Genomic DNA, 19,475 nt, shown 5'->3' with positions numbered 1-19,475 from the left:
AACGTGGTACAATGGAAAGGAGAATACAAAAGAAATGAGAATTCAATCTATGCTTCATTTAGGTATTGTTGGTACTTCCGACATCTCCCATCAATTTATCCAAGCAGCCTGCTTGAGTGAACACTATCAACTACGGGCTGTTTTTTCCCGTAAATTAGAAACTGCTCAGGCTTTTTCAAAAAATGATGAAACCATTCGATTATACACAGAATGGGAAAACTTCCTTTCTGCTCCTCTTGATGTCATCTATATTGCTAGCCCCAATTCCTTACATTTTGAGCAGGCCAAGGCTGTCCTTTCTGCTGGGAAACACGCTATCGTTGAAAAACCGATGATTTCTACTCCGCAAGAACTGGCTCACCTCCGCCAAATTGCCAAGGAACAGCAGGTCTTCCTGTTCGAGGCTGCTAGGAACTACCACGAGAAAGCTTTTGAGGTTGTTCGCGATTTCCTAAATGATAAGACGATTCTGGGGGGCTATTTTGGATATGCAAAATACTCATCTAAAATGCCTGAATTACTAAATGGTCACACACCCAATGTTTTTTCACCAGATTTCTCAGGTGGGGCTTTAATGGACCTAGGTGTTTATACACTCTATGCTGCCATCGGATTATTGGGTGTTCCAAAATCAACTCATTATGTGGCTCAGCAACTCCCCTCTAGCATTGATTTGAACGGTGCTGGTCAACTCATCTATGATGACTATATCATTAGTATCCAAGCTGGAAAAAATATCACCAGCAACCTACCTAGTGAAATCTACACCAATGAAGGAACTCTTACTCTCAATGCTTGTCAGCATATCAGCTCTGCCATTTTTACAAAGCATGATGGAACACAAATCATTCTCCCCATCCAAGCTGAAAAACATGCTATGCTAGAAGAAGCTCAGCGTTTTGCCCAGATCATCAAGCAACAAAACCATGATTTAGCCAACCAGTGGCTAGATGTAGCTGAGGCTGTTCACCACACATTGTATACCATGCGCCAAGACGCTGGAATAACTTTTAAGGCGGATACTCATGAAATCTAAATTCCCTACTAGCTGGAAGGACCAGCTAAGCCAACTCGGGTTTGAGAACTTCACACCCATCCAAGAACAAGCATTTGATCCAATCTCAACCGGTGAATCTCTTTTAGCTATCAGTCCTACGGGAACTGGCAAAACACTCGCCTACCTTTGGCCTACCCTTCTGTCTCTGATACCCAAAAAATCTCAGCAACTTCTCATTCTGGCACCAAATACTGAATTGGCAGGTCAAATCTTTGATGTTTGCAAGACCTGGTCCGAGGCGCTTGGATTGCACGCCCAACTCTTTCTGTCGGGTTCTAGCCAAAAGCGTCAGATTGAACGCCTAAAAAAAGGCCCTGAAATCTTGATTGGAACACCCGGCCGTATTTTAGAATTGATGAAACTAAAAAAAATCAAAATGATGGCTGTTAACACCATTATTTTGGATGAATTTGATCAGCTATTCTCTGATTCTCAGTACCATTTTGTAGAAAAAATTATAGGCTATGTTCCACGTAATCACCAGCTCATCTACATGAGCGCAACTGCTAAATTTGATCGTGAAAGGATTGCGAAAGACATCAGGACCATCGACTTATCTGACCAAAAATTAAATCATATCCAGCATTGTTATATGATGGTAGACAAGCGCGATCGGCTAGAGATGCTCCGTAAGTTTGCCAATATCCCTGATTTTCGTGCCCTTGCTTTCTTTAACAGTCTGTCTGATCTTGGAGCGAGCGAAGACAAATTACTCTACAATGGTACCAATACGGTCTCTCTGGCCTCTGATGTCAATGTCAAGTTCCGCAAGGTCATCATTGAACGCTTCAAAAACCATGAACTCAATCTCTTATTGGCTACAGATATGGTAGCGCGTGGGATTGATATTGATAACCTTGAATGCGTCCTCAACTTTGATCTTCCTTTCAATCAAGAAGCCTATACTCACCGTGCAGGTCGAACCGGTCGAATGGGGAAGGAAGGAACTGTCATCACGTTTGTATCTAATCCTAGTGAACTCAAACAATTGAAAAAATATGCTTCTGTTCAAGAAGTTATATTGAAAAATCAGACGCTATATAAGGTATAATACTAAAAAGTAATGTTTTGATAAATCACAGATTCATCCTCATCTGTGATTTTAATTTTTGTCATGTGTTATGTATAAAAAGAAAGGATACAATTGTAAAAAAGCGAATAACCTAGTTTTCTACTCCTCAGCATCCTAGGTTATTCGCTTTTTGTATTCTTTCCTCTTATTCCCTTTTAATGCACTGGACCAGATGATTCTTGGGAATAGTAGATATGCTTAGGATTAAGGTTAGACCCGAGCAAATCTGGCACCGTCACCATATTATAGCGCTCACTTGTTAGAAATTGTAAGACAGATTCCAGACTATCAACCGTTGGCTGATGAATATCATGCATAAGAATGATACTTCCTGGATGGGTCTGAGCCTTTATCTCATTCAAAATTGCTTGCGGATTGCGACTTTGCCAGTCCTTTGAGTCAACTGACCAATAGATAGATGGCAATCCTATCTGATCAACGACCGATTGGTTGATTGTACCATAAGGAGGACGAACCATGGTCGGTACAACCCCAGCCGCTTCCTTAATAGCTGCTTGGGTATCTTGAATTTCCTTGCGCACTAGCTCCGGCGAAAGTGTCACCAAATCAGGATGGTTCCAAGTATGGTTGGCGATTACATGTCCCTCTGCTACCATTCTGCGAAGAATGGCTTCATTGCCTGCAATAGCTCTACCTATAACAAAGAAGGTCGCCTTAGCATTGTATTTTTTCAACAAATCCAAGACAACTGGCGTCGTATTGGAGTTTGGACCGTCATCAAATGTCAAAGCGATCTGACGTAATTGTTTTTTATCAACTTGCTTTGCGACATACTCATCATAACCAGTCTTATCTGACTCTGCGAGGTAGTTACTCTTTACTACGGGGTATAAATCCGAAATTGGTACTTTTAAATGATCGATGCCAAAGGACTGATCGGGAAATTGTAGAAACAGTTGTTTTTCCTTGTAGGTAAAGGACAAGGTATTCAAATCCAAATTATTGAACTTAGCTATAATCCCTTCTGACTCAGCTTTTGTCATTCCTTTTGCCTGCAAGTCTTCCTTCAAGTGTGCTACCATAATTTTTCTTGCTGCTGATAAATCAGGCAAAAACTTTTCCAGAGTGAATAACTGATTGTCTTCTGTTAACAGTACCGACTCTGCTGACAGATTTTCTTGCTTTTTAATCTGTAAATATTCCACCTTATACTGCTCTGCTTGAATATCACGCGCCTTTACACCTGTAAAGCTAGTCTCTGCTTCTTTTGCAGATATAAATACCAACTCATCTATTTTTCCAACTGGTTTTTTATGTCCAAAACGCTTTTGAACATAGGAAAGCATCCGACTTTCAACGGAACCAATCACCCGACCAGAGTTATCCGTTGGTAAGGCCATCACAACATGTGTGGTACCAATGTTTCCCTCTTGAACGTTCACCTTTCCCTCAGAAAGGATAGTCTCTTGCTTCTCTTCAATAAACTGTCTTATTTGTCTATCTTGAACCTCTGTAAATAGCCAAAAACCTAGACCAACAATCATTCCAATAAGGGCAATATTTACTCCCAGCCAAAAAAATTTTCTCATACTATAACCTCTCACGTAAACATATATAAGAACTATGCTAAATGATTTGCAAGCCATTGTCAAGAATACTCCATAAAAGGTTCGTGTCTACCTGCTTAGAAAAATCCAAATACTCCCTATTTGTACAAGAACTCTTCCCATACAAAAAAAGACTGCCTAAGCAATCTTTCTCACATTAGTCTGCTCGAATAACTTCCACACGGTAACCATCTGGGTCTGTAACAAAATAATAATGACCTGGACTTCCCGGCAATCCCTTAATATCTGTTGTTGGGTAGCCCAATTCCTTATGTCTAGCATTATCGCCTTCTAAATCATCCGAAGAAAGAGCTAGATGCGAGAAACCATCCCCTACTGTATAAGGTCCATGATCATAATTATACGTCAATTCGACTTCAAATTCATCTCCCTCAAGCGCCAAGTAAACGAGGGTAAACTTATGTTCTGGATAATCCTTGCGACGGGTCTCCTTAAAACCAAACGCTTCCTCATAAAATCGTTGCGATGCTTCTAAATTTTCAACACGCAAACAGGCATGTAACATTTTTTTGCTAGCCATAACCTTCTCCTTATTTTTTCATAAACTACCATTAGTATAGCATACTATCGCAAAAAATACTGACTTGTTGCCTCCAAGAAAACCAAAAGCCTCGTCTGCAAAGCAGAACGAGGCGGACCATCCTCCAAAAAGGATGTTACTTACCAAGATAGTATTCTGAAACAATGTTCAATTTGTCATCCAATTCAAATACCAGTGGTGGGAAGTTTGGAATTTCTACATCCATGATTTCGTCATCAGACAGTTGTTTGATGTGTTTAACAAGAGCACGAATAGAGTTACCGTGTGCACCTACAAACACATTCTTACCATCTTTCAATGCAGGAGCAATCTTATCTTCCCAGAATGGAAGAGCACGCTCAAGCGTTACTTTCAAGTTTTCTGCATCTGGGATAACTGAGTCGTCAAGGTGTGCATAGCGACGGTCAGTGTGTGCTGAATGCTCATCGTCTTTCGCCATTGCAGGTGGCAATGTATCGTATGAACGACGCCAGATGTGAACTTGCTCATCACCGAATTGTTCTGCTGCTTCTGCTTTGTTTTTACCTGTCAAACCACCATAGTGACGCTCGTTTAAGCGCCATGATTTTTCAACTGGCACCCACAATTGATCCGCTGCTTCAAGAGCCAAGTTTGTTGTCTTAATTGCACGTTTCAACACTGATGTGAAAGCAAGATCAAATTCAATACCTGCTTCCTTAATTAACTTACCAGCATCAATCGCCTGTTGTGTACCTTTTTCAGACAAATCAACATCAGCCCAACCAGTGAAAAGGTTAGCCTTGTTCCACTCAGACTCACCATGGCGAGCAAAAACCAATTTTACCATTTATGGATTCTCCTTTAACATTTTGAGGTTTCCCTCTGATACCCTTCTATTTTACACGAAAAGGTAAAAAAATGCCAGTCTTTCCACAAGCTGTGTACGCTTTCATTATCCTCGTCTACAAATTCGGTCTCCAGACCTATCTTTCTTCTTAGAAAAAAGACAAAATAATGGTATAATAGTAAGGCTGAACACGACAGTTCCCATAACAATCGTTTGAAGGATTTACTGCCTGAGTTTAACAATACGAAGGAGATCGTTTTCAAACGATAACCAGCATAGGAGTTATCATGAAGAAAGTAGCTATCGTGTCTGCCTACCGTTCTGCCATTGGCAGCTTCGGAGGCAGTCTGAAAGATATTGAAATTGCTGAGTTAGGTGCACAGATCCTAAGGGCAGCCTTAACAAACAAACATATACCGACAGATTGCGTAGATGAAGTTATCTTCGGAAATGTTCTCTCATCTGGACAAGGACAAAATATCGCCCGACAGATTGCTTTGCGTGCCGGACTTCCACAAACAACTCCTGCTTACGCAGTCAATAAGGTCTGTGGATCTGGACTAAAATCTATCTTACTGGCAACTCAGTCCATCCTCGTTGGCGATAATGATGTCGTAGTGGCTGGCGGAATCGAGATCATGAGTCAGGCTCCCTACCTATCAAAAAACAGTCGTTTCGGTGGCAAGCTTGGACATCTCAATTTGGAAGATTCCATTTTAACAGATGGTTTGACTGATGCATTTCATCGCTATCACATGGGTATCACTGCCGAGAATATTGCTGAACAATACCACATTGGTCGCAAGGAACAAGATGCATTTGCCTACGCTAGCCAGAAAAAAGCTGCCAAAGCTATTTCAGAAGGACGCTTCAAGGATGAGATTGTTCCTATCCCTCTAGTCTCTAGAAAAGGAGAAACAATTTTTGATACAGACGAATATCCTCGCCTAACGTCACTTGAAAAACTAGCAACACTACGACCTGCTTTTAAAGATGGCGGAACAGTCACTGCCGGGAATGCTTCTGGTATCAACGATGGTTGTGCTGTTTTGGTTCTCATGTCTGAGGACAAGGCCAATGAACTCAACATACAGCCTCTCGCTTACATAGAATCTTATGCAACCAGTGGCTTAGACCCTGCTTATATGGGACTTGGTCCCATTACTGCGAGTCAAAAAGCACTTGAAAAAATTGGAAAATCAATTGAAGAGATTGACCTATTTGAGTTTAATGAAGCCTTCGCTGCCCAATCACTCCCAATCATAGCTGAACTAGGGGTTAACCCTGAAAAAGTCAATGTCAATGGCGGAGCTATTGCTCTTGGTCATCCCATTGGAGCCAGTGGAAGTAGAATCTTGGTCACCTTGATTCATGAATTAACCAAGCAAGAAAAGAAACTCGGTCTCTGTGCCCTCTGCATTGGAGGTGGTCAAGGTATCTCACTTATCATCTCCAATGCACAAATAAGCTACCCCTAACTTATTATACAAAGGATAAATTATGAATATCGGTATTGATAAAATCGGTTTTGCGGCACCCGATTATGTTTTAGATTTGGCTGACTTAGCCTTAGCCCGCAATATTGACCCTAATAAATTTAAAATCGGTCTTCTCCAGTCTGAAATGGCTGTAGCACCCATCACCCAAGATATTGTCACATTAGGTGCCCAAGCTGCAGAAGCTATTTTGACAGAAGAAGACAAGAAAACCATTGATATGGTCATCGTTGGAACTGAGTCAAGTGTAGATCAGAGTAAGGCAGCAGCTGTCTCCATTCACAATCTGTTGGGCATCCAGCCTTTTGCTCGCTCCATCGAGATGAAAGAAGCTTGCTATGGAGCAACTGCTGGTCTCAGTTTAGCTAAAAGTCATATTGCTCAATTCCCAAAGTCCAAAGTATTGGTTATCGCTAGCGATATTGCCAAATATGGTATTGCTTCTGGTGGCGAACCGACTCAAGGAGCCGGTGCCGTGGCTATGCTGGTTACTGCCAATCCTCGTATCCTAGTACTCAATAATGACAATGTCTGCCAAACTCGCGATATCTACGACTTTTGGAGACCAAACTACGATAAGTATCCACGTGTTGATGGTAAGTTTTCGACTGAGCAATATACGGATTGCCTCACGACAACCTTTGATTATTACCAACAAAGAACCAGTAAGAAACTCAAAGATTTTGCAGCTATGTGCTTGCACATTCCTTTCTCCAAACAAGGACTCAAAGGATTGCAAGCTATTGCACAGGATCAGGAAACTCTAACCAACCTAACAGAGCGATTCCAAGAAGCAATCGTTTACAATAAAATAGTTGGTAACATCTACACGGGTTCTATCTTTCTCTCGCTCCTTTCTCTTTTGGAAAATAGCAGAGTTTTAAAGGCAGAGGACCAGATTCTCTTTTACAGCTACGGTAGTGGAGCTGTCTGTGAGATTTTTAGCGGCTATCTAGTTGAGGGCTACTTAAATCAATTAGAACAAGATCGTCTTCATAGACTCAACCAACGTACAAAACTCAGTGTTGAGGAGTACGAGAATATCTTCTTTGAAGAACTTTCACTAGACGAGACCGGAACTTCTAGTGATTTGCCGGTAGATCACAGCACTTTTTCCCTTATCAAGGTTGATAAGCATAAGAGAATTTATCGCAAAAACTAGATGGAATTAGCTTTTTCTCTACAGAAAAGCCTCTTGATTCATTGTAATTTTATCACCTCTCTTCCACAGCCAATAAATTGTACAAGGCTGAAGCTAAAAAATAGGAAGCAAGGCTTCCTCATTTTTGATACGGTAAAAGATAAACGTTAAGACTAACTATTCTGGCACCTTGGCCTAGCCAGGGGCTTTTTGTATCTTTATAGAAAGAAGAAACTATGTCTCATTTCTCAGGATTCTACAAAAAAACACGTCAGGAGCGTATCGACCTCCTCCATAGCTACAGACCATTTTCAGGAAAAAGTCTAGACTGTCTGACAAATGACACCAATCTTTCCGAGCAGATTGCTGGAAAGATGACGGAAAATCATCTAGGAACCTTTTCTCTTCCTTTCTCTGTCCTACCAGAGCTAGTTGTGGACGGTCATTCTTATATCGTTCCGATGGTGACAGAGGAGCCATCTGTCGTTGCTGCAGCATCTTTGGGAGCGAAAATGATTGCTAGGTCAGGCGGATGTTCAACCTATATTCACAACCGTATAATGATCGGGCAAGTAGCTCTATTTGATGTTTCAGACCATGGTCAAGCAAAAAAAGCCATTTTGGAGCAAAAGGCAACCATTCTTGAAACTGCCAATCAGGCCCACCCTTCTATTGTTCAGCGTGGTGGAGGTGCTTGTGAACTAACGATTGAAAGTAAGGATGAGTTTCTCATCGTCTACCTACAAGTGGATGTTCAAGAAGCCATGGGAGCGAATATTCTCAATACTATGTTGGAGGCCATCAAGAATGACTTAGAGAAACTCAGCCAAGGACAGGCGCTTATGGGAATCCTATCCAATTATGCAACAGAATCCCTGATCACTGCAGAGTGTCACATAGCAATTTCCAGCCTTGCTAATAACCCTGCTATTGCCCAAGAAACTGCAAAAAAAATAGCCCTAGCCAGTAAGTTAGCGCAACTTGACCCTTATCGTGCAGCAACCCATAATAAGGGGATTTTCAATGGAATTGATGCAGTAGTCATAGCAACAGGTAACGACTGGCGGGCTATGGAAGCTGGAGCTCATGCCTATGCTTGCCGTGATGGGCTATACCGTGGGCTATCCATCTGGCGGATTGAGGGGGAAAGTTTGATTGGTTCCATCACTTTGCCCCTGCCGATTGCTTCTGTCGGTGGTTCTATCGGACTAAACCCCAAGGTAGCGGTCGCTTTTGAACTCCTGGAGCAACCTAAAGCACGTCAACTCGCTGCGATTATTGCTTCTGTTGGGCTATGCCAAAATTTTGCTGCCTTACGAGCTTTGGTAACATCTGGTATCCAGGCAGGTCACATGAAATTACATGCAAAATCCCTAGCTCTTTTAGCAGGAGCTGAAGACCATGAAGTAGACACTCTTGCCCAGCTTCTTCGTAAGGAAAAGCACAGTAACTTAGAAACCGCTCAACGTTTACTGGTAAAATTGAGGACGAATTAAAAGAGGCTTAGTGCCCCTTTTTTCTACTCAACGAAAAAAAGCTACAATTAGCTCCAAAGACTTGAGGACCTTTGAAGTTTGGAAATCAACTAAATCGACATCTATTATTTTTATTTTCAGCAGGTATTAGTCACAGAATTGTTCCATGCGCAGCTTCTGTGGTTTCATTCCCAGCCGTTCATAAAAGCGAACTGCTCTAGTATTATCTGCCCAAACATCTAAAGTGACATTATAACATCCTTGTTCCTTGGCATAGGAAAAAGCAAAGTCATATAGTTGCTCTCCGATTCTTTGCCCACGAACTGAGTTAGCCACGCATAAATCATCAATAAACAAAGTTTTTATCGGCTCTAACGTACCATTTTTTACGCTGGACAGTTCACAGAAAAGATGCCCTACTACTTGTCCATCCAGTTCGTAGACAAAAACTGGCTTATTAGGCTGCTCTAGCAAGTCAATCAAGTCAGCTTCTGAAAATTTTTGACCGGAACTTTTAAAAATATCTGGACGCGCCTGATGATGAACCTGCAAAATATCTTGTAACAAGCCAACAAGACTTGGAATATCAGACTGATTAGCTATACGAATAGTCATATTATGGCTCCTTCTGAGTTTTTCCTATTATATCACATATTTATTTTTTTACAAAATAGGTCTAAAGACCGATGAAAAATCTGAAAAATCCTTTATACTATAGATATATCCTAAAATTTTTCATAAATCTCCTGAAAGCCAGTCTGTTATGACTGGTTTTTTCATTGTCCAGATAACAATATAGTGAACACTTGATTCTCGATAACAAAAAGTCCTCTGGATATTTTCCAAAGGACTTACTTTATATTAGACAGGTTTCTTTTCTAGTTTATAGGTTATACCGTTGATAATGACCTCAATTCCTTCAATATTGACATCGATCTGATCTCTACTGCTGTTCCCAATATCAGCAACTGTGTCAAACTTTTCAAGTGAACCATTCTCAGCCTCAATCGCTTTCAAACGACTGGCCATACCGACTAAATAGTTATCATAACCAGCTGCCGCATAGTCGTAGACAGCACCACCAACTTGGAACATGCCCTTGACAGCTTCTGAGAATGTCTTAGCTCCTGATACCTTGTAAGAACCACCAGCACGCAACAGATAGAACCAATCTGTCAAGAAGTCCTCAATCGTTGCGTAGTGCATGTAGTAACCTCCCTCATTTGATGGGCGAGCAATGCCTCTAGTTACTGTTACACCACTTGGGCGCTGAATGGTGTCCACATCCGAGTTCATGGTCATACCGCCCCAGTTATTATCCGCTTTACCAATAGCCGAAGCTCCCCAAAGACCCTCAAAGTGTAAAACTGTGATGGCATAGGATGGCAGGATGTCGTACTCAGCACATTTTTTAAGAATGGTATCTAGGATAGATTTTTTGAGGATAGCGCCATTAAAGCTTAAGTCCCCATCTTCTTTAAGTTGAACCACCGGTGATTCCTCAGCCGCATTTGGACCTCCATTGAGTATTTCGTTAACCTTTGCCTGAACTGCATCATAGCGAGATCCTAGCGAGTATTTGCGTTCTTCTCCAAATCCATGCAGACCAGCGATGACTTCTTGAGCTAGTTCCTCATCTGTCTCTTGATTGGATGTGGTAGTTTCGGATTGGTCTTTCAAGCGATAAACATAGTAATATGGACGTCCTGCATAAGACCAAGTCGCATCATGTTCGTTTACGCTAATACCGTTATGAGCATAATTGCAATGAATGATGTTATCACCATCAACAAAAATACCCGTATGTCCACCAGCTCCGGCTGACTCCCCGCGTCTACCCCAGATGAAGATGTCACCACATTTTGCATCCCAAGCTGTATTTTCTGCAACCAACTCAAATCCGTTATTCATTAGCCAGTCATGCTCGTATTCAGTATTGACTGCCCAACCAGCAGAAATAGCCCCGCCAGCCGTGAGAGCGTAATAGACTGCGCTAGAACAATCATAGCTATCCGGACCGTTACGATAGTCCATGGAGTAAGTCACACGACCTACACGATCCATCATCCAACGGATAGATGTTTCAAAATCAATCCCCATCTTTCTCCTCTCTTCTAATAAACAATTTGTCAAATAGTGTCATCACGTTGTCGAAAAAGCTCGCATATCCTTTCGCCTTTTCGTAATTCTTAACCAAACTCCTAAGAGCTAGCGTTTCTCTATGTCGATTACATAGAGAAACGCTCTTCTCTATCTGCTCTGGTAATAGTATAAGTATAGACAAAGGAATAAGAATAGTCAACAAGATACCCTCAATGCCTTGCGAATCAAACCATTGATTCCGATTTTTGATTTATAGTCAATTTACAGTTTGCTAACAGTTGCATATTAAAAAGTTAGTTCAAAGCAAATAATAAGCCATATCTTCCGTCATACCCTTGTCAGCCGTCTAGCAGAAAACAGAGTTCCCTTGAAAGCTATCATGGACCGTGTAGGGCATGCAGACGCTAAGACAACAACCCAAATTTACACCCATGTCACCAAGAAACTCAAGGCAAATGTGACTGAAATCATGGAAAACTACTAAAGTTTTGCCCCTTATTTGCCCCCTAAACACAAAAAAAGCCTATTGCACAACGTAGAAACGTTGATACAATAGGCTTTTTGTGCTGTGATTATTTAACAGCTTCCTTAAGAGCTTTACCAGCTTTGAATACTGGAACTTTTGAAGCTGCGATTTCAATTTCTTTACCAGTTTGTGGGTTGCGACCTTTACGTGCTGAACGCTCACGAACTTCAAAGTTACCAAAACCAATCAACTGCACTTTTTCACCAGCTACAAGGTAATCAGTTAACGCTGCAACTACAGCATCAACAGCTGCTGCTGAATCCTTTTTTGTTAATGAAGTTGCTTCTGCAACTTTTGCAATCAAGTCTTGTTTATTAGCCATTTGCTAAGTCCTCCAATAAATTTCTGAGTTATCACTCACTATTATATAGTACCGAATTTTAGGCATTTGGTCAAGTTTTTAATGCTAATTTACTTTATTTTCCTATAAGTACTTTCCATAACTGAGCTGTTATACTAGTCAATGATCCATCTTTCTATACCGTCTAAATTTGCCAGCCAAAACTACACCTGAACTGGCTTAGAATCAAATATTTTTACAAAAGAAAATATCTACAACTCTTTTAAAGGGAGGTAAATGTTTTTAATTTTTAAACTATAGAAAGATAAATCAGGTATCCTAACTCAATTACCTATCACTCATAACGGATTAAAATCGCCCAAGCTCCCTCACCAGTATGGGTCTGAATAATCGCTCCTGTTTCTAAAACAGAAATATCTTTTGCTACGTATGTTTGAAGCTGCCCCTTTATTTCATTTGCAAAATCAGCTACTCCAGAGTAGGAAATTCCTATTTCTACAACATTTTTATCCGCTAAACTTACTGCAAACTCCTCCAACCATTTTTTAAAGGTTTTGTGTCCACGGCCTTTCACAACAGGAGTTAGCTGATGATCTTTCATCTCCATAATTACTCGAATATTGAGCAAACTACTCAACATTCCCTGAACTCGGCCAATACGTCCTCCCTTAACCAGATTTTCTAGAGTTGACACACCGATATACAACTCTGTTTTATCTTTTATTGCTTCAAGGCTTGCAAGAATCTCTTCCTTACCTGCCCCTGCTTTTGCCAAGCGAGCTGCTTCAACAACTTGAAATTTCTCTGCCTGATCTGTAAAGCTAGAATCCAATATAGTGACATCAGCACCCGATAAGATAGCTCCCTGACGAGCCGCCTCCACTGTTCCGGACAGGGCATGAGAAAGTAAAATCGCTATAATTTGACTACCATCTCTGGATAACTCACCAAACATCTCTGCAAAGAGCCCAACAGGTGGCTGACTAGTCTTAGGTAGGTTTTTTGCCTCTTGCATTAACCTCAAAAATTCGCCTTCTTTTAAGTCACTGTCAGAATAGACGACACCATCAACCATAACGGATAAAGGAACCACCGTAATGTCCAGTTCTTCTATCAAATGAGGTTCAATGGTTGTACTTGAATCTGTAACAATCTTAATCTTTGTCATACTTCACCCTCAACTCTTTTCAGCTTTGTTTTCCATTATAACAAATTCTACCTGAAAAATAAACTTGCACACAGTCAAGTCATAAACAATGACTATCAGAAAGACATCTATACAATCAGTAAATAACAACGGAAATTAAAACCTGCATAGAGGACTCTTCTCTCGCAAAAAATGAGTTTATCGCATATAAGAATCAAGGAAACTGTGGCAAATACTCTGATAAAATGCACTAAAATTTTCAAACATCTACTAAAGAGGAACATACCACCGTTGAACAAAAGAATTCAATAGCGAAGATAGGATAGACTACTCAAAGAGTGTTACTACAGTTTCAGAAAGGCGAATCAAGGGATAAAATAAACTGAGAAAAAGCAATGACTAATGTATAAAATATATTTTCGCCTACTTATCATCAACTCTCTACCCAATTATCTTACTAAAACTTTTTCCTCATGAATACAATTACTATTGTTTCACTTTATATTTATTGAAACAGTCGAAAATACCAATAAGCCGGCTAAGAATGTACTTAAATAGTTTTTAGTTTTACCATTATAGTCATTTCGAGAATGATACGTCTAAAAAAGTAATCAAGGTATTTTTTACAGAGTAACGTATTTTATTTTCCATAAGTACTTTTCTGTATCTTTAATTATTCCCCCATTGTATACTAAAAAAAGGCTAGTCTCCTAACCTTTTTCAACTAACTCTCTAGCCTGATTGCGGGCCGCTTCGGTAACCTTGTCACCAGCCAACATCTTGGCAATTTCCTCAATTCTTTCTTCTTTAGCTAATAAACGCACATGAGAAACTGTCGTATGCTCATCAGATACTTTTTCAATAAAGAACTGATAGTCGGCAATGGCAATTACCTGCGGTAAATGAGAGATAGCCAAAACTTGACCGTATTGTCCTATTTTATAAATTTTCTGAGCAATAGCCTGGGCTACTCGACCAGATACACCCGTATCCACTTCATCAAAGACGATGGAGGTCTTTCCTTCCTTGCGAGCAAAGGCTGATTTGATAGCTAACATCAATCGGGATAATTCCCCTCCTGAAGCTACCTTTACCAAAGGCTTAAAGTCTTCACCGGGGTTGGTTGAGATATAAAATTCAACTGTTTCATTGCCTTCACGATTAAATTTCCCCTTGGAAAAACGAACTTGGAAGCGCGCCTTTTCCATGTATAAGTCTTGCAATTCTTGGCGAATAATATCTTCCAAGGTTAGAGCCAATTCATGACGTGCCTGACTAAGTTGACTGGCTAAATCAACTAATTCTTTTTCCAAGATTTTAAGCTGGATTTCCAAGTCATCCCCAGATAGGTCATTCCCTGTCAAATGATTGTATTCCTCAGTGATCTTTTCAAAATAGGTTAGAACATCATCAACTGTCCCTCCATATTTTTGAGTAATTGTCCCGAGTAAATCAAGACGATGCTCCAACTGTAGCAGACGATGACCATCAAAGTCTAAGTTATCAACGACATCTCCCAGACGTTTGGTCACATCTTCGACCACGTAATAGGCTTCCGTAAGGCTGGTTGATAAAAATTTATAATCAGGGTCAAATTCTTCCAGACTCTGCAAATCGCTCATGGCTGAGCGTAGATTATTTAGGCTTGAAAAGTCTTCATTATCTAAAAGAGCATAAGCATTCGTCAGGGTGTCAGCAATTTGCTTGTGATTGAGGAGTTTATCTCGTTCTTGTTGGAGCTGAACATCCTCACCAGCTTTTAAATCTGCTGCTTCAATTTCAGCAATCTGATACTCTAACATCTCAATTCGAGCCTTGTGTTCCTGCTCATTTTTTTGTTTTTCAAAAACTCGTTTGCGGAGGTTACGATAGGCCTCAAATACCTCCTGATAACGATCTTTGAGCATCCAAAACTCATCTTCCCCAAAACTATCTAGAAGCCGGATATGATGTTGAGACTTCATCAACTCTTCTTGGTCGTGCTGACCATGAATATCCACCAAGTGCTGGCCAATTTGTTTTAAGACAGACAGATTGACCATCTGTCCATTAACTCGACTAACAGAACGACCATTAGGGAGGATCTCCCTTCGAATAATCAACTCTTCTGTAACTTCAATTCCCTGCTCAGCCAAAATCTGCTCTATCGCTCTGCTATTCTCAAAAGAGAAAAGCCCTTCAATCTCAGCCTTGGGCGCTCCATGACGAATCACATCTGTCGTTGCCCGTGCACCTAGCATCAGATTCATAGCATCAATGATAATGGACTTACCCGCACCAGTTTCACCCGACAGAATCGTCATTCCATTCTCAAAATTTAGCGACACCTGCTCAATGATGGCGAAATTTTTTATGGACACTTCCAATAACATGCTTACCACCTTCTAACGGTTCGCTCTATCTGCGGAACAATCTGCTCTTCTGCAACGATGAGCAAGATACTATCGTCGTCAGCAATGATGGAAAAAATATGCGTCTGAAACTGTTCCCAAATCTGACGCTTTACAACTGCCGAACTCCCTGGAACCAGACGGAGATGAATCATCTTGTCCATCACCGATACGTCCAAAACATTCTGTGTTTTGGCTTTAACACGCCCTGTCTTTGGCAAACCGTAAATATATCCCTTATCTGCTGATGGAATTTTAATAATCCCCAACTCCTTAATATCACGTGAAACCGTTGCCTGTGTCGCAGTGACTCCCATTGCCTCCAAGCGTTCGACAATCTCTTCTTGTCTATCAATGGGAAAGCGAACCACTAAATCCTTAATTATTTCTAAGCGTTCTCGTTTATTCATCTTTTTTTAATTCCTTATGCGCTTGATAAACTGTATCTATTAGTTTTTGTTTTTCAATCTGACTGGGCTGAGGTGATTTTTCTAAATGAGCTAAAAATTCGATATTGCCATGTCCACCTTGGACTGGCGAAAAGCTGAACGCTTTGACTGAAAAGCCGTTTTCAACTGCTATGACTGCTACATATTCCAAAACTTTCAAGTGAACAGCCTTATCTTTGACAATTCCATTCTTACCAATCTGCTCACGCCCTGCCTCAAACTGCGGTTTTACCAAAGCAACGACTTGACCACCGTCCATCAAGATTCCGTGTAAGGTTGGTAAAATAAGACTCAACGAAATAAAACTAACATCAATTGAAGCAAAACTAGGTTGACCAGCAGAAAAATCTTTCAGCTCAGCATACCGAAAATTATACTGCTCCATGCTGATGACGCGTTCATCTTGACGCAATTTCCAAGCGAGCTGATTGGTTCCTACATCAACAGCATAGACCTGCTTAGCACCAGATTGCAACATAACATCTGTAAATCCACCGGTTGATGCACCAATGTCAATCGTTGTCTGCCCTTCAACTGAAATGCTAAATACCTGCAAGGCTTTTTCCAATTTTAGACCACCACGACTAACATACTTGAGTTTTTCTCCTTTTAGTTTGAGTTCAACTCCTTCATCAATCTTTTCACCCGGCTTGTCATAGCGTTCGCCATTTACAACAGAAATGACCAAACCTGCCATTACACCGCGCTTGGCCTGCTCTCTAGTCTCAAAAAGTCCTTGTTTAAAAGCCAATACATCTACTCTTTCCTTAGGCATTGATCCGTAAACTTTCTATCATTTCTTTTATTTTTTCGGTTGAAAATGGAACCAGATTTGCCACCTTATCTAGCTCACTAACTGCTTGGTTCAGAGTTTCTTCTAGAAAAACTTTTGAAGGTTCTAAGCCCAGTAAGGCTGGGTAGGTGGATTTTTCCACCAACAAATCTTTCTGAGGTGTCTTACCAATCTCCTCAAAAGTTGCTGTCACATCCAAAATATCATCCCGCACCTGAAAAGCTAAACCAACTAATTGACCTATCTGGCGCAAATGCTGCAACACTTGCCCATTTTTTTCTGCAATCAATCCCGCTGCAACAAATGGAAAAGCCAGCAATTTACCCGTTTTATTGGCATGGATTGCCTGTAATTGTTCCAACGATAAACTCTGACCTTCACCAGCCATATCCAAGGCCTGCCCTGCAACCATTCCGAAAGTTCCTGAAGCCTGGGATAGTTCCTTGATAAGGGAGACAAGGATTGCATCCGGCAAATCTACCTGTGCTAGAAAACCAAATGCATCTAAAAACAGACTATCACCAGCTAAGATTGCTATTGCCTCACCATAGACTTTATGGTTGGTCAGACAGCCACGCCGATAATCATCATTGTCCATAGCAGGAAGATCATCGTGGATAAGACTACCTGTATGAATCAGCTCCACACAGGCTGCCACCTGATAGTGAGCGGGTAACAATTCTACACCAAAGGCTTCTAAAATGGTCAGCAAAAGCAAAGGACGAATCCGCTTTCCTCCCGCTTGAAGCGAATAGAGAACCGACTGATTAAGCTGCTCAGCCAATTGAGGTTGATAAAAGGCTGCCATAGTCTTCTCTAAAAGGTGCAATTTATCTGCAACCATTATGCCAACTCCGTTTCGGTGCCATCCGCTTGCATAACTTTTACCAACGTTTTTTCTGCTTCGGCCAATGTTTTTTGTAGGTCTTTTGATAGAACCATTCCTTTTTGAAACTCGGCTAGCGCTTCTTCCAAAGCCACATCACCCTGCTCCAATTTGGTCACGATTTCTTCCAGTTCTGCTAAATTTTCTTCAAATGTCTTCGTTTTTTTGGACATGATTTACCTCCACATTCAACTGTCCATCCTTCATTTGGATGATTGCACTCTCACCTGTTTTAATTGTTTCCACACTATCTAACACACAGCCATTTTGTATGACAATGGCATAACCACGAGCAATAATCCGACTGGTATCCAGCATGGTCAAGGCTTCAATCAACTTGTCTGCTCTGGACATTTTATTATCATAAATATTGGCCATATTGCTTTTCAGCAGCCGTTCTTGCTGACGAATTTTCTCCTGAAAAACCGCTACTTTTTGCCTTAGTTGTACGCCCCGTAAGCGTTGGTTCAACAAGAGGCTCGCTTGCTTTTGCTGATGAAATACTTCCTTCGTCCGCATCTGAAGTTGATGGCTTAGACGATCCAATTTCTGCAAATAGCCATCATAGAGTCGCTCTGGTTGACGAAAGATAACCGATTGACAAATCTTTTCCAACTGACTTCTCCGAAATTTTATCCGATTCGTCATAGCTTGATAAGCTCGATTTTCCTGTTGACCTAAATAGCCCAACAAATCTGCCTTTGTAATCGGAGTAGCCATTTCTGCCGCAGCAGTCGGTGTTGCTGCCCGCCTATCTGCCACAAAGTCTGCTAAGGTCGTATCCGTTTCATGCCCCACACTAGAGATAATAGGAATGCGGGATTCAAAAATAGCTCGAACCACCACTTCCTCATTGAAAGCCCAAAGGTCCTCAATAGAACCTCCTCCACGACCAACGATGAGTACATCCAAGTCACCGCGTTCATTAGCTCTTTGGATATTTGCAACAACCTCTTGGGCTGCTCCTTCTCCTTGCACCTTGGTCGGATAAAGAACAATTTCTACCCCCGGAAAACGACGTTTGACCGTTGTGATAATATCTTGAATGACTGCACCACTCGGACTGGTAATAACTCCAATTTTCTTTGTAAATCGAGGCAGAGCTTGCTTAAATTCTTGCTTAAACACCCCTTCCTGTGTCAAGGACTGCTTGAGCTGCTCAAACTTAATTGCTAAGGCACCGATGCCGTCTGGCTCAGCTTTTTCAATCACAATGGAGTAAGATCCGCTCGGCTCGTAGAGTTGGACACGACCAACAACATTGACCTTCATTCCTTCTTCTAAGTCAAAACCCAATCCCTTGTAAACTCCAGCCCACACAGTAGCCTGAATAACCGCCTTATCATCCTTGAGCGAAAAGTATTGATGGGTCGGCCGCTTGCGGAAATTGGATACTTGCCCTGTCAAGTACACCCTCTCTAAATAGGGATCTCGGTCAAATTTTAATTTCAAATACTTCGTTAGATGACTAACCGATAAATATTCAACCATGCCTACTCCTTCCGTCTGCTTCCTTACCATTATACCAAATTTTGCACTATTATACAGAAGATACACATATATTCGGATCGCTTTCCTGTGTTTTTTTTCGAAGTTTTACTATATAATAGTTTTAAAAGATTACAAGAATCCGTATTTACAGCAAAAGCGCTCAACTCGACAGCTTTCATACCACATTCCTCGTCACATTTTTGAGGCGAT

At 41.1% G+C, this 19,475-nt stretch carries 18 protein-coding genes and 1 pseudogene; 6 read left to right on the top strand and 13 right to left on the bottom strand.

Annotation, left to right across the window (positions count from 1 at the left end; all coding sequences use genetic code 11):
• The first annotated feature begins 49 nt into the window (after window positions 1–49).
• Window positions 50–1,036 carry a Gfo/Idh/MocA family protein gene (locus tag BZG42_RS02465; RefSeq protein ID WP_155963329.1) on the top strand — a complete coding sequence of 329 codons (987 nt, stop codon included), beginning with the start codon at window positions 50–52 and terminating at the stop codon, window positions 1,034–1,036.
• Window positions 1,026–2,108 (top strand): DEAD/DEAH box helicase, encoded by a 1,083-nt coding sequence (locus BZG42_RS02460; protein ID WP_155965069.1) that lies wholly within the window; start codon window positions 1,026–1,028, stop codon window positions 2,106–2,108. The genes BZG42_RS02465 and BZG42_RS02460 overlap by 11 nt, the downstream gene beginning before the upstream one ends.
• 176 nt (window positions 2,109–2,284) lie before the next feature.
• On the opposite strand, the gene BZG42_RS02455 is transcribed toward BZG42_RS02460, so the two are convergent.
• The 3 genes from BZG42_RS02455 to BZG42_RS02445 form a co-directional block, all read right to left on the bottom strand.
• The gene (locus tag BZG42_RS02455; protein WP_155965068.1) at window positions 2,285–3,679 is read right to left on the bottom strand and encodes a polysaccharide deacetylase family protein; all 1,395 of its coding nucleotides are present in this window, start codon (window positions 3,677–3,679) and stop codon (window positions 2,285–2,287) included.
• A gap of 175 nt (window positions 3,680–3,854) precedes the next feature.
• Window positions 3,855–4,238, bottom strand: coding sequence for a lactoylglutathione lyase (gene gloA / locus BZG42_RS02450; protein WP_024532443.1), 384 nt, complete (start codon window positions 4,236–4,238; stop codon window positions 3,855–3,857).
• A gap of 136 nt (window positions 4,239–4,374) precedes the next feature.
• Window positions 4,375–5,067, bottom strand: a complete 693-nt coding sequence (locus BZG42_RS02445; RefSeq protein WP_024532444.1) for a phosphoglycerate mutase — start codon at window positions 5,065–5,067, stop codon at window positions 4,375–4,377.
• A 287-nt stretch (window positions 5,068–5,354) separates the two neighbouring features.
• On the opposite strand from BZG42_RS02445, the gene BZG42_RS02440 reads away from it, so the two are divergent.
• The 3 genes from BZG42_RS02440 (at window position 5,355) to BZG42_RS02430 (ending at window position 9,200) form a co-directional block, all read left to right on the top strand.
• On the top strand, window positions 5,355–6,545 hold the full coding sequence (locus BZG42_RS02440; protein ID WP_155969639.1) for an acetyl-CoA C-acetyltransferase: 1,191 nt from the start codon (window positions 5,355–5,357) through the stop codon (window positions 6,543–6,545).
• A 22-nt stretch (window positions 6,546–6,567) separates the two neighbouring features.
• Window positions 6,568–7,725 carry a hydroxymethylglutaryl-CoA synthase gene (locus tag BZG42_RS02435; RefSeq protein WP_120171398.1) on the top strand — a complete coding sequence of 386 codons (1,158 nt, stop codon included), beginning with the start codon at window positions 6,568–6,570 and terminating at the stop codon, window positions 7,723–7,725.
• A gap of 215 nt (window positions 7,726–7,940) precedes the next feature.
• Window positions 7,941–9,200, top strand: coding sequence for a hydroxymethylglutaryl-CoA reductase, degradative (locus BZG42_RS02430; RefSeq protein WP_155996286.1), 1,260 nt, complete (start codon window positions 7,941–7,943; stop codon window positions 9,198–9,200).
• A 126-nt stretch (window positions 9,201–9,326) separates the two neighbouring features.
• Here BZG42_RS02430 and BZG42_RS02425 read toward each other — a convergent pair whose 3' ends face one another.
• Together BZG42_RS02425 and BZG42_RS02420 are read right to left on the bottom strand one after the other, a co-directional pair.
• Window positions 9,327–9,794 (bottom strand): GNAT family N-acetyltransferase, encoded by a 468-nt coding sequence (locus BZG42_RS02425; protein ID WP_024532448.1) that lies wholly within the window; start codon window positions 9,792–9,794, stop codon window positions 9,327–9,329.
• Window positions 9,795–10,040: 246 nt separating this feature from the next.
• Window positions 10,041–11,279 carry a peptidoglycan amidohydrolase family protein gene (locus BZG42_RS02420; protein WP_120171396.1) on the bottom strand — a complete coding sequence of 413 codons (1,239 nt, stop codon included), beginning with the start codon at window positions 11,277–11,279 and terminating at the stop codon, window positions 10,041–10,043.
• A gap of 301 nt (window positions 11,280–11,580) precedes the next feature.
• Here BZG42_RS02420 and BZG42_RS02415 point away from each other — a divergent pair.
• Window positions 11,581–11,766 (top strand): annotated as a pseudogene (locus BZG42_RS02415) (tyrosine-type recombinase/integrase); the annotation flags it as partial.
• Between the two features lie 88 nt (window positions 11,767–11,854).
• On the opposite strand, the gene BZG42_RS02410 reads toward BZG42_RS02415, so the two are convergent.
• The 8 genes from BZG42_RS02410 to xseA all read right to left on the bottom strand — a co-directional run bounded on the left by BZG42_RS02410 (window position 11,855) and on the right by xseA (window position 19,265).
• Window positions 11,855–12,130, bottom strand: a complete 276-nt coding sequence (locus tag BZG42_RS02410) for an HU family DNA-binding protein (protein WP_024532466.1) — start codon at window positions 12,128–12,130, stop codon at window positions 11,855–11,857.
• A 313-nt stretch (window positions 12,131–12,443) separates the two neighbouring features.
• The gene (locus tag BZG42_RS02405; protein ID WP_155963299.1) at window positions 12,444–13,277 is read right to left on the bottom strand and encodes a DegV family protein; all 834 of its coding nucleotides are present in this window, start codon (window positions 13,275–13,277) and stop codon (window positions 12,444–12,446) included.
• 689 nt (window positions 13,278–13,966) lie between these two features.
• Window positions 13,967–15,628, bottom strand: a complete 1,662-nt coding sequence (gene recN / locus BZG42_RS02400; protein WP_120171394.1) for a DNA repair protein RecN — start codon at window positions 15,626–15,628, stop codon at window positions 13,967–13,969.
• Between the two features lie 2 nt (window positions 15,629–15,630).
• Window positions 15,631–16,056: an arginine repressor gene (locus tag BZG42_RS02395; RefSeq protein ID WP_024532463.1), complete on the bottom strand. Its 426-nt coding sequence runs from the start codon at window positions 16,054–16,056 to the stop codon at window positions 15,631–15,633.
• The gene (locus BZG42_RS02390) at window positions 16,049–16,870 is read right to left on the bottom strand and encodes a TlyA family RNA methyltransferase (protein ID WP_024532462.1); all 822 of its coding nucleotides are present in this window, start codon (window positions 16,868–16,870) and stop codon (window positions 16,049–16,051) included. Before BZG42_RS02390 ends, BZG42_RS02395 begins: the two co-directional genes overlap by 8 nt.
• Window positions 16,863–17,732 carry a polyprenyl synthetase family protein gene (locus BZG42_RS02385; protein ID WP_155996284.1) on the bottom strand — a complete coding sequence of 290 codons (870 nt, stop codon included), beginning with the start codon at window positions 17,730–17,732 and terminating at the stop codon, window positions 16,863–16,865. Before BZG42_RS02385 ends, BZG42_RS02390 begins: the two co-directional genes overlap by 8 nt.
• Window positions 17,732–17,947, bottom strand: coding sequence for an exodeoxyribonuclease VII small subunit (locus BZG42_RS02380; RefSeq protein ID WP_024532460.1), 216 nt, complete (start codon window positions 17,945–17,947; stop codon window positions 17,732–17,734). The genes BZG42_RS02385 and BZG42_RS02380 overlap by 1 nt, the downstream gene beginning before the upstream one ends.
• Complete coding sequence (gene xseA, locus BZG42_RS02375; protein ID WP_120171391.1) at window positions 17,922–19,265, bottom strand: exodeoxyribonuclease VII large subunit; 1,344 nt, start codon at window positions 19,263–19,265, stop codon at window positions 17,922–17,924. Before xseA ends, BZG42_RS02380 begins: the two co-directional genes overlap by 26 nt.
• Between the last annotated feature and the right edge of the window lie 210 nt (window positions 19,266–19,475).

The organism is Streptococcus sp. DAT741 (assembly GCF_009866825.1).
In the GTDB taxonomy this organism is placed as follows: domain Bacteria; phylum Bacillota; class Bacilli; order Lactobacillales; family Streptococcaceae; genus Streptococcus; species Streptococcus ruminantium.
The sequence above is the reverse complement of the archived record's forward strand: the minus strand, read 5'-3'. Positions and strand labels throughout refer to the sequence as shown.

Coding starts and splice junctions, on each gene's coding strand:
- BZG42_RS02465 (WP_155963329.1), top strand. CDS start 50: ATGCTTCATTTAGGTATTGTTGGTACTTCCGACATCTCCCATCAATTT.
- BZG42_RS02460 (WP_155965069.1), top strand. CDS start 1,026: ATGAAATCTAAATTCCCTACTAGCTGGAAGGACCAGCTAAGCCAACTC.
- BZG42_RS02455 (WP_155965068.1), bottom strand. CDS start 3,679: ATGAGAAAATTTTTTTGGCTGGGAGTAAATATTGCCCTTATTGGAATG.
- gloA (WP_024532443.1), bottom strand. CDS start 4,238: ATGGCTAGCAAAAAAATGTTACATGCCTGTTTGCGTGTTGAAAATTTA.
- BZG42_RS02445 (WP_024532444.1), bottom strand. CDS start 5,067: ATGGTAAAATTGGTTTTTGCTCGCCATGGTGAGTCTGAGTGGAACAAG.
- BZG42_RS02440 (WP_155969639.1), top strand. CDS start 5,355: ATGAAGAAAGTAGCTATCGTGTCTGCCTACCGTTCTGCCATTGGCAGC.
- BZG42_RS02435 (WP_120171398.1), top strand. CDS start 6,568: ATGAATATCGGTATTGATAAAATCGGTTTTGCGGCACCCGATTATGTT.
- BZG42_RS02430 (WP_155996286.1), top strand. CDS start 7,941: ATGTCTCATTTCTCAGGATTCTACAAAAAAACACGTCAGGAGCGTATC.
- BZG42_RS02425 (WP_024532448.1), bottom strand. CDS start 9,794: ATGACTATTCGTATAGCTAATCAGTCTGATATTCCAAGTCTTGTTGGC.
- BZG42_RS02420 (WP_120171396.1), bottom strand. CDS start 11,279: ATGGGGATTGATTTTGAAACATCTATCCGTTGGATGATGGATCGTGTA.
- BZG42_RS02410 (WP_024532466.1), bottom strand. CDS start 12,130: ATGGCTAATAAACAAGACTTGATTGCAAAAGTTGCAGAAGCAACTTCA.
- BZG42_RS02405 (WP_155963299.1), bottom strand. CDS start 13,277: ATGACAAAGATTAAGATTGTTACAGATTCAAGTACAACCATTGAACCT.
- recN (WP_120171394.1), bottom strand. CDS start 15,628: ATGTTATTGGAAGTGTCCATAAAAAATTTCGCCATCATTGAGCAGGTG.
- BZG42_RS02395 (WP_024532463.1), bottom strand. CDS start 16,056: ATGAATAAACGAGAACGCTTAGAAATAATTAAGGATTTAGTGGTTCGC.
- BZG42_RS02390 (WP_024532462.1), bottom strand. CDS start 16,870: ATGCCTAAGGAAAGAGTAGATGTATTGGCTTTTAAACAAGGACTTTTT.
- BZG42_RS02385 (WP_155996284.1), bottom strand. CDS start 17,732: ATGGTTGCAGATAAATTGCACCTTTTAGAGAAGACTATGGCAGCCTTT.
- BZG42_RS02380 (WP_024532460.1), bottom strand. CDS start 17,947: ATGTCCAAAAAAACGAAGACATTTGAAGAAAATTTAGCAGAACTGGAA.
- xseA (WP_120171391.1), bottom strand. CDS start 19,265: ATGGTTGAATATTTATCGGTTAGTCATCTAACGAAGTATTTGAAATTA.